Here is an 8950-nt window from a genome sequence, read left to right on the forward strand (position 1 = left end):
CATCCTGCTCTTATGCTCTATCGCACAAGCTCTTTATCTTTGTCATAAAACTCAAGTGCAGCACTAAGTGGCAAAATTAGCTCGCCCATACGGATAAGCGGCTTACCTTTGTCAAATAGCACACTTTGGATCTCACCTCGCCCCACGCGCGTGGTTAGGTAGTGGTTGGTTTTTGGATCAAGATTGTATTCTGCTTCCACGGAGTATGTGCCAGAGTTCATTTGCTCACCCCTATCATTAAGCCCATCCCAAGCAAAATCCAAATACCCACCTTGCCCGTTTTTATCATCAAGTGAGATTGTGCGCACAAGCTGCTTGGACTCATCAAAGATCTGTACCACTGCCTTGCCTTTGCTTGTATCAATGGGGCGGTCAAAAAAGAGTGAAAAATGCACTTTGCCCTCCCCTGTGTAATTCACACCACTTACATCAGTTTCTGCGATCTTGCCCACCATTGCCACACTTTGGAACGCCGAGCTTTGAGCCATTTGCCCCGCTGCTTCAATGCTACTATCCACACCTTCACCTAGCTTATCCATAGTCTCTTTAAGCGTGGTTTGAAAGTTTTTAAACTCATTATTTGTCTCTTGCATAACTTTCATAGAATCCACCATTTCTTTCATCGCCTTTTTGTTTTCTTCTTGCATTTCCACTTGGGTTAGCTGGGCAGTTTGGGTAATGATCTTCTCTGTCTCCATAGGCGCAGTTGGGTCTTGATTTTTAAGCTGCTCTAAAAAGAGTTTCATAAAGGCATCTTTATCCAATCCATTGGCGATTTTGGGAGATTTTTCTTGCGTTTTTTTAATCTGCTCTGCTTGCTTTGCCCCTGTAACCTCTGCTAAATCTAGTGCCATAATGTCTCCTCCTTACTTCCTTGTTAGATTCTACGCATACAGCGGTAGGGTGATTTCCATACTAGGCTCGCTAGAATCCTTAGCCATATACTCAAGCCCAGATTCTAAAGTGCCTTGCGCATCGTTCTTGCTGGATTGATCACCATTTTGACTACCACTGCCAAAGCCCCCGCTACTAGAATCTTGCGAGAAGCTTAGATCAATGCCATCAAAGCCCTGAGCGATAAGACTTTGGCGCAGATCTAGCTGATTTTGCGCAAAGAGCGTAATCGCTTGGGGATTAGAGATGACGCTTATATGCAAGTTATTGCCTCTTTGCGTGATGGTTAGCTCAATATTGCCTAGCTCTTTTGGATTAAGCTCTAAGGAAATCTTATTCATCGGAGGCTTGAATTTTTTCACTTCTTGGTCAAACTGATTGACAAATGAAGTGATCATTTCTCTCACTTGCGGTTTGCTTAGCTCTTGCTTCATAGCACTTGCTCCAAGAGTCGCACTTGTGGCAAGCTTAGATTCTAGCTTGGATTCTGTCTTTTGCTCGGCTTGGGCTTGCTTAGCGGATTTAGGGGACTTTTCTTGCAGATTTTCTAGCTCAAGCTCCTTTGGCAAATCCATCTCCCCTAGCTCTAGCTCTCTCTCCACTGCGCGCGCTAACTCCTTTGGTGCGCTAGATTCTAGCTCGGCACGAAGTGGGCTAGCATCTTTGCTAGATTCTGTGCTAGCTATTTGAGCTGCTTGGAGTGCTTTTGCCTTTGCGCGTGGGGCTTGCTCCTTTGGATCTTTGCTAGATTTTTGAGACTCTTTTAGTGCTTCTTGTGCGCTTTGCACCAAAGCTGGGGCAGCCACAGCTGTAGCTGTGCTTGCAAGCCTTTGAGCTGGCTGGCTTGGGCTAGTGGGCTGGACTAAAGACTTTGGACCCTCAATCTTACTAGCAAAAAGCTCGGCTTTAATCTGCTCTAAATCTAACTCCTTGCCTGCGATAATATCCTTTTGTATCTGCTCAAAGACTCGCTCTTGCCGCTCATTTTTCAGCCTAGATTCTGTGATGTTTTTAGGCAAGGTTTTGCCACGATTGATGATGGCAATTTTCTCTGTTTTGTTCTCGATAGCGTATTCTACACGATTAGTCTTATTGCTCCTGCGCGTCGCGGCATCAAGAGCATTTGCCGCGCTAATCATAGAAAAAAGCGGGCGCAAGCTCTGCTCATCTTGCTTGTCAAAAAACTGCCTAATCCCATCACTACTTGGACTCATTTGGCGCATACCCGTGCGCGCTTGCACGGAGTTTTTAAACTCATCTTCTCGCTGGGAGAACTCCACTTTACCCGGATTTAGTCCCAAATCTTTCGCCTTTTCTACCACATCGCCTAGCGTTGGCTTAGCTAGGGTATTTGCTGGCGCGACTTTTGGGGCACTATCTTGCAAGGGTGCATTAGTAGGAGCAGTAGGAGTGCTAGGCGTGCTAGACTTTGCAGGGCTTGAGCTTTGGGCTACTTCTTGTGCGCCAGCGACTAGCGCGCTAGCTTGCAGGGCTTGCTGGATCGCATTGGACTCTGGCACAGACTCAGCAATGCCACTAGAATCTAACTTCGCGCTAGATTCTACTTGTGTGCCACTTATTTTGGGCTGTGGGCTTGATTCTGCTTTGGTAACATTTTGCGTGATTTTGGAGAGAAAGCTCTCTTGTGGCTCAAGCTTTGCCATATCATTTAAGCTCTTTTTCTGCTGGGGAGCTTGATTAGAATCTAGGGCAGGAGATAGCACGCTATCTTGGCTTGAGATTGGGCTTGAGCTAGTACTTTGCTTTGGTGCGCCAGACTCTAAGGCTTGGGCTAGCATTTGGGGGGCTTCTTTGCTCGCGCCTAATGGCTCACCTATTTTAGCTTGGGCTGGCTGGGTAGGAGCAGATGTGCTGGGCTTAATGGCAGCGCTAGGGAGTGCAGTAGAAGCGCTTAGGCTATCTGGCTTAGTGCTAGCTTGTGTGCTGATGGGCTCTTGAGTGAGCTTTTTTGCGACTTGTAGATTTGGCGCGCCATCTTTGGCTTTTGTCATAGAAACAGGAGTGTGCGCTTGCTCTTGTAGTGATTTTTCAAGCACGCTTTTAAAATCTGGCACATTCCCTACACCACCCTTGCTACCAGACTTTGCCTTTGGGGAATCTGTGGGAAATGGGGGTGTTTTGACAGCTTCGATGTGATTTACTTGCTCTAGCACGATTGTTCCTTCGCTTCAAATTTCTCAAATCAAAGCAAAAAAAGTTCCATAATTACAAGCCTGTGCTTAAGCTAGAATCTAGTGAAAAACACAAAAGTAGATTCTGTGGATTCTAAGAACATCGGCTAAAGCCGAGCGGTTTTGCTTGTTTTCTAAAGAAACTTCGCTTCGCTCGTTTTCTAAAGAAACTTCGCTTTGCTTGTTTTCTAAAGAAATCTCGTTTTTAAGGTAAGTTTAAATTAGGATACTTGTGGCAGGATTGGAGAGCCAATATGTCGCAAGCACCAAGTCCAAGAGATATACAACAAACAGCTACCACAACCCTAGAAAAACAAATCCGATTTCTTGATGTGCAAGAATACACGCAAACCTACTTTGAGCAGCGCAAGAATCCAAAAATATTTTTGTTTTATCTCTATCTTGTCAATATCCATCTTTATCGCGAAAATAAAAAAATATATTTCAATATCCAAGAAGCGACCTATAAATACGATGTGAGCGACAAGACCATAAAGATTTGGCTCAAAGAGCTTGAAGCCTTACAGCTCATCAAATTCAATTTTAGAAAAAATCAATTATTCTTCTTGCAAGTGTTAGATTATCGGCAATCAAAGATTTTTTATACCCAGCAAGAAAATACACAGACCGATCACTCAAATACAGATACATCAACAGATACATCGATTGCACATTATCCAAATCGTTTCTTCAAAGACATTCAACTTATATTACGAAATATTGCAAAAGAGTCAAATAAAGAGTCCAAAGTGTTTGCATTCCACAATGATTTGTGGATTCTAAAAGAGCAGAAGTCAAAAGCGTGCTTGGACAACAAAAGTATCGCCCTTGAGTTTCAAAGCTTAACAGATACAAACATAAGCATAACTCTGCCTTATTGGTTTATAGCTCAAACAATCAATCAAACACCACCTCCAATCACAAATCCATACCACCAAAATATTTTCAAAAGTCAAATTAAAAGAGCTCTTAATCAGCTTGAATATCAAGGAGAGTATTATGAAAAAATTGCCTAAAGTATTTATCCCAATAATCATAATGGTTTTAATGCCAGAGCTTGCAAGTGCAGCGGATCTGCCCACTATGGTTACTAAAATTTACCAGCAAGTTAAAACCTATCTCATACCGATTGCAACCATCGTGTTTGTAGGGCTTGGAATCTACTTTGTAAAAAACCTAGATAGATGGAAAGAAATCGCCGTATATGCTATATCAATTGTGTTTGCTCTATTGATATTGATGAATGCTGACACTATTGCAAATTGGTTTGCAAACAACTAATGATAATTATTAGCATCTCACAAACAGACAATATCCGCGAGCTAACCAAGAAAGAGAAATTTCTGCGTTTAAACATTAAGTCGTGGGCTATTTCAGTTATTGGGTCTCTAGCTACAAATGGATACTTGGGGATTTATAGTATCCATATCTTTGTAGGGGTATTGTTGTTTTTCTACATCATTGAGTTCTTTGATGATGATATTGTGGATATTGCGCTAGCAAACTTACAGCTAAAAACAGGGATTCCACAATACTACGCCTGAAAGGAATATTATGAACCAATCTTACGCAAGATTTAAAAGAATATCGTATCAGATCATAGTTATGGTCGTAATAGCAGGGATTATTGGCATATTCTATGGTATTGCCTTACATCAAAATCTAAAAGAATCCAACAAACCAAAAAGTGTCGAACTAGACAAGCACCAAATCCAAGAAAATACACGAAAATAGCTATGAATCTAACAGAAAAGCTAAAGAGATTTGTTTATAACACAATGTTTGAGACATTGCCAAACCAATACTCATTGTGTGAAGAAAACAATATTCTTGGCTTGTTTGATGAGTATTATCTACTTACTAAAACAGAAAATTTTGTAGCTGGCATAGAGATAAGTGGCACAAATTACAATTCTGCCACAAATAATGATATTTTAGAGTTGGCGATCACGCGTGTCAATGCGCTTAATGCGCTTAATGATGATTTGGAATTACGCATTGTCGCAAAACGGCGAGAGTTTTTCTACAATAAATCTTACGATATTCACAATGAGTATGCTTCTACAATCATCAATGAGTGGGAGAGTAGGGAAAGAGTTTTTACAAATTCTTACTACTTGATACTTGAGACACGAAATAAAGGCGCAAAAGGCTTTTTTGAAAAGAAAAAGCTCGAGATGACTACTTCAATCAACGAAGATAATAAAAACAATATCACTTATACCAGCAAGATTGTAGCCCTAAAGGCTGTAATTGAGCGATTTTTGCAAACATTGAGTATTTTTAAGCCAAAGCAGTTAAGTTCCACGCAACTTTTGCAGCTTTATGCAGAATACATCAATGGCACTTTTATCCCAATCACAGCTCCCAACGGAATCCTAAGTGATAGTTATATCAATAGCAACATCTACTTCAAAAAAGACTATTTTATCCAAGACTTCAACGGCTTAGAGACTTACAATCGCTTCATTGGCGTTAAAGCTTATGATAATGAAAAGATTACAAGTATTCCAATGTCTGTGATTTTGCATAGTGATATTGAGCTTGATGTCTATCTAAGCATAGAGCCAATAGCCAAAGAAAAAGCGCAAAGCAAAATCAAATCAAAACTAAAACTAGCACCACAAATCATAAAACATCAGCTTATAGAACTTAAGGAGATGATTGACTCTGATAGATTGCTTATGCAGCATTTTAGTTATTGCATACTTGTGAAAGCCAAAAACAAAGAAGAGCTCAATAGCAATACACAAGAAATACTAAATGAACTAAAAAACGCCGGCATTATCGCAGTTGTTGAAACACTTAACCTACAATCTACATTTTTTAGCATATTCCCAAATAAAGCCTTTTTGAATGCTAGAAGAAGATTGCATACTAGCAAAACAATCTCCACAATGATTTTATTTGAAAAAGAATATTTGGGAAAAACAAAAAACAGCTGGGGAGACACACCTGTTGCAGTCTTTAAAAATCAATCAATGAGCCCATATTTCTTTAATTTTCACGCTGATGATAGTGAAAATGTCGTAGGACATACAATGATTATAGGCGGCACAGGTGCTGGCAAAACGACACTGCTCTCATTTTTAATGGCAAATCTTTTTAAATATGACATAGACATTTTAGCTCTCGATAGAATCAACGGACTATTTGCTGTAACAGAATTTTTAAACGGGGAATACAATCACGGAGAAAATTTCTATATCAACCCCTTTACACTGCCCTATGATACGGAAAATATCACATTTTTAAGCAGTTGGCTTGCTACAATGATAGGCGTTAATATCGAAGCAAGAACAGCAGATGAAGCAGAGAAGCTAAAAGCCATTGAAAAGGTAGTGCAGGACTTATATCATAACCTAATACCACAAAATGTTCTTTTTTCCCTTAAAGATATTGCTGAAAACATCGTTAAAACAGGCGATGAGCATATCAACACGCAATTAGAAAGGTATTTGCAAAATCCTTTATTTAACAATAAAAAAGATTCTTTGCAGTTTGACAAAAAGCTGACTACTCTCAATATGGACTTTATCATTGATAACGATAAAGATGCTTCACTTATTGCACAATATCTATTCCACAAGATGATTTACAATGCTAAAAATAATAATAAAGGCTTTTTTATCTTTATTGATGAATTTAAATCCTATCTAGCAAATGAATCGTTTAATGATCGCATAAATCTAACTCTTACACAAGCAAGAAAGGTAAATGGTGTGCTAGCAATGGCATTCCAAGATATGCACCAGCTAGATGGTGTTAAAAATGCACAAAGCTTTATAAGAAACCTTGCACATATCATCATTTTCCCCACAAAAGATTTAGAAGTATTTGACACTTACAATATCCACTTAGCCGAAAATGAAAGAAACTTTTTGTTGCATACAGGACAAAACGAGAGAAAAATCCTTATTAAAAACCTTATTACCAATCAAAGCAATATTATTGATGTCAATCTCTCCAAGCTTGGCAAATACCTTAAAGTATTAAGCTCTGATTCTAAGGTAGTGCAAACAATTAAAAAGCTTCAAATAACAAGCCCGATATGGAAAGAAGAGTTTTTAAATGGTTAATATCTACAATTTCATAATGGGATTATTTATGGATATTACCGATAAATTCATCGGCAATATTATTCCAGCACTAGCTCAAGCCCTGCACTTAACACCATTGCTAAACTTTATATTTATGCTACTTATTTTGATATTTGTTGCAAAAAAAATCCAAGAGGGAGACTTCATCACTTGGAAAACAATATCCCAGCTGCTTATATTTATCATTTATCTTTCATTTTTTAATTGGGTAGCAAATAATCCCACAACCTATATGAACTATTTTGGAAGCTTGATAAATTATCCAGCAGATACAATCACAAACTATATTGTCAAAGCAACACAAGGAATGGGGGTTGCACCAAATTCTAGCGACTTTAAGGGTGGAATTGATTGGCTTATACAACAATCGTTTGAAACTGCTGTAAAAGTTATTGAATCAAGTGTGCCAAAAATCAGCCTATTTAGTGGCTGGCAAGGCTCTTTGGCTGTGTTGTTTTGTGCTGGAGTATTTTTTATCATCACTGCAATTTTTATTATTGTTATTTTACTTATCATCATTGTTGCAAATATACAAATTACAATCTGGAAAGGACTAGGCGTATTATTTGTGATTTTGATGTTTTTTCCACAAACAAGGCAAATGGTAAGCAAATATATTCTTATGCTAATAGGGCTAACGATGTATAAGCCAATGCTAATGATCGTTGTTTTTTTTAACTACCAAATCAATCAGTTTGTCATCACCAACCTACCACCTGAAACAGCATTTAATGGAAGCTACGGAGATTACATTACAACACAGGCTGGCAATACAATGAGCCTTATTGGCTATTTAGGATTAGCGGTTGTGGGGGTATTTATCTCCACCTATCTTGTGAAGCAAGTGCCTGATTTTATTAACAACATTATTGGAGCTGGTGGGGGCGTAGGAAAAGCTATTAGCAATATGAGTGAGCAAGCGATGGCAAAAGTTGGTGGATTGGCAGCTGGAGCAGCATTTGGGCTTGGTGGTGGAGCTGCTGCAAAAATGGCATATCAAGGATCTGGTGGCGGTATTGGCGGCTTGGTGTCTGGGGCTACAGCTGCACTAACGGGCGGTGCTACAAGTGCGCTCAAAGGCACAAAAGGTGGCGAGAAACTCAATGATTTACTCAATCAATCAAAAGCCGGAAGCGTGGCTAATAATGCCGTATCTAAAGGTATAGAAACAGGATCAACAGCTATCAAAAATCTATCTAACAAATATATCGGAAAATCGCAGTAGGGAGACTCTATGAAACACGAACAGCGCGGAATTTGCAATGTAACTTTTGGAGATGATAAAGCCACGCCAATCTTTAGGGATATTGAAACAATAGAAGATGTTGTGATCGAATACATTGCAATGTATGTCAAAGGTTACCACTCCACAAGGAAAGACAGGGGGTTTGGTGCAGAGCACATTAAGTTGCACCTAGAAAAAGGCTCTCAAGGTGAAATTACCATAGAAGAGCTTATCAACATAGGTAATTCTTTAAGGGAATATCTAAAACACTTCAAAGAGCCTTTTATAGATACCAAGGGCGCAAAAATCTATGAGTGGGAAAATGCCGAGAAAATAAGGTTTAGAGTTATAGCAGATACAATGAGAGAGAGCAAAGGAGAGGGCGACAACTGCCACTCATCCCCCTTTGCTGATGTAATTATAACATTCTACTCTGACAGGAATCTTAACAAGCAAATGGAGTTTAAGAATCCGCAAGTTGCTGCGCACTACAAAAAATCCGCTGCTCTCACTAGAGAAAAACAATTAACACCAAACAA

The 8950-nt window shown here is 39.3% G+C and carries 8 protein-coding genes and 1 pseudogene; 7 read left to right on the forward strand and 2 right to left on the reverse strand.

Annotated features, from left to right (window positions below):
• Positions 1–29 precede the first annotated feature (29 nt).
• Both flgD and IKB69_RS07495 read right to left on the reverse strand, forming a co-directional pair.
• Positions 30–854: pseudogene (flgD, locus tag IKB69_RS07490) on the reverse strand (flagellar hook assembly protein FlgD); the annotation flags it as partial.
• A 30-nt stretch (positions 855–884) separates the two neighbouring features.
• Positions 885–3068, reverse strand: a complete 2184-nt coding sequence (locus IKB69_RS07495) for a flagellar hook-length control protein FliK (RefSeq protein WP_290947949.1) — start codon at positions 3066–3068, stop codon at positions 885–887.
• A gap of 272 nt (positions 3069–3340) precedes the next feature.
• On the opposite strand from IKB69_RS07495, the gene IKB69_RS07500 reads away from it, so the two are divergent.
• The 7 genes from IKB69_RS07500 to IKB69_RS07530 form a co-directional block, all read left to right on the forward strand.
• Positions 3341–4102: a hypothetical protein gene (locus IKB69_RS07500; protein ID WP_290947951.1), complete on the forward strand. Its 762-nt coding sequence runs from the start codon at positions 3341–3343 to the stop codon at positions 4100–4102.
• On the forward strand, positions 4086–4367 hold the full coding sequence (locus IKB69_RS07505) for a TrbC/VirB2 family protein (RefSeq protein ID WP_023930469.1): 282 nt from the start codon (positions 4086–4088) through the stop codon (positions 4365–4367). Before IKB69_RS07500 ends, IKB69_RS07505 begins: the two co-directional genes overlap by 17 nt.
• Entirely contained in the window at positions 4367–4630 is a 264-nt protein-coding gene (locus IKB69_RS07510; protein ID WP_290947954.1) for a hypothetical protein, read from the forward strand. The genes IKB69_RS07505 and IKB69_RS07510 overlap by 1 nt, the downstream gene beginning before the upstream one ends.
• 10 nt (positions 4631–4640) lie before the next feature.
• Positions 4641–4820: a hypothetical protein gene (locus IKB69_RS07515; RefSeq protein WP_290947956.1), complete on the forward strand. Its 180-nt coding sequence runs from the start codon at positions 4641–4643 to the stop codon at positions 4818–4820.
• 2 nt (positions 4821–4822) lie between these two features.
• A complete protein-coding gene (locus IKB69_RS07520) occupies positions 4823–7165 on the forward strand; it encodes an FtsK/SpoIIIE domain-containing protein (protein WP_290947958.1) in 2343 nt (780 codons plus the stop codon).
• On the forward strand, positions 7158–8411 hold the full coding sequence (locus tag IKB69_RS07525) for a type IV secretion system protein (protein WP_290947961.1): 1254 nt from the start codon (positions 7158–7160) through the stop codon (positions 8409–8411). Before IKB69_RS07520 ends, IKB69_RS07525 begins: the two co-directional genes overlap by 8 nt.
• 9 nt (positions 8412–8420) lie before the next feature.
• Positions 8421–8950: hypothetical protein (locus IKB69_RS07530; RefSeq protein ID WP_290947963.1), on the forward strand; the 530-nt coding region annotated here is incomplete at its 3' end.

The organism is Helicobacter sp., assembly GCF_017502485.1.
Classification (GTDB): domain Bacteria; phylum Campylobacterota; class Campylobacteria; order Campylobacterales; family Helicobacteraceae; genus Helicobacter_B.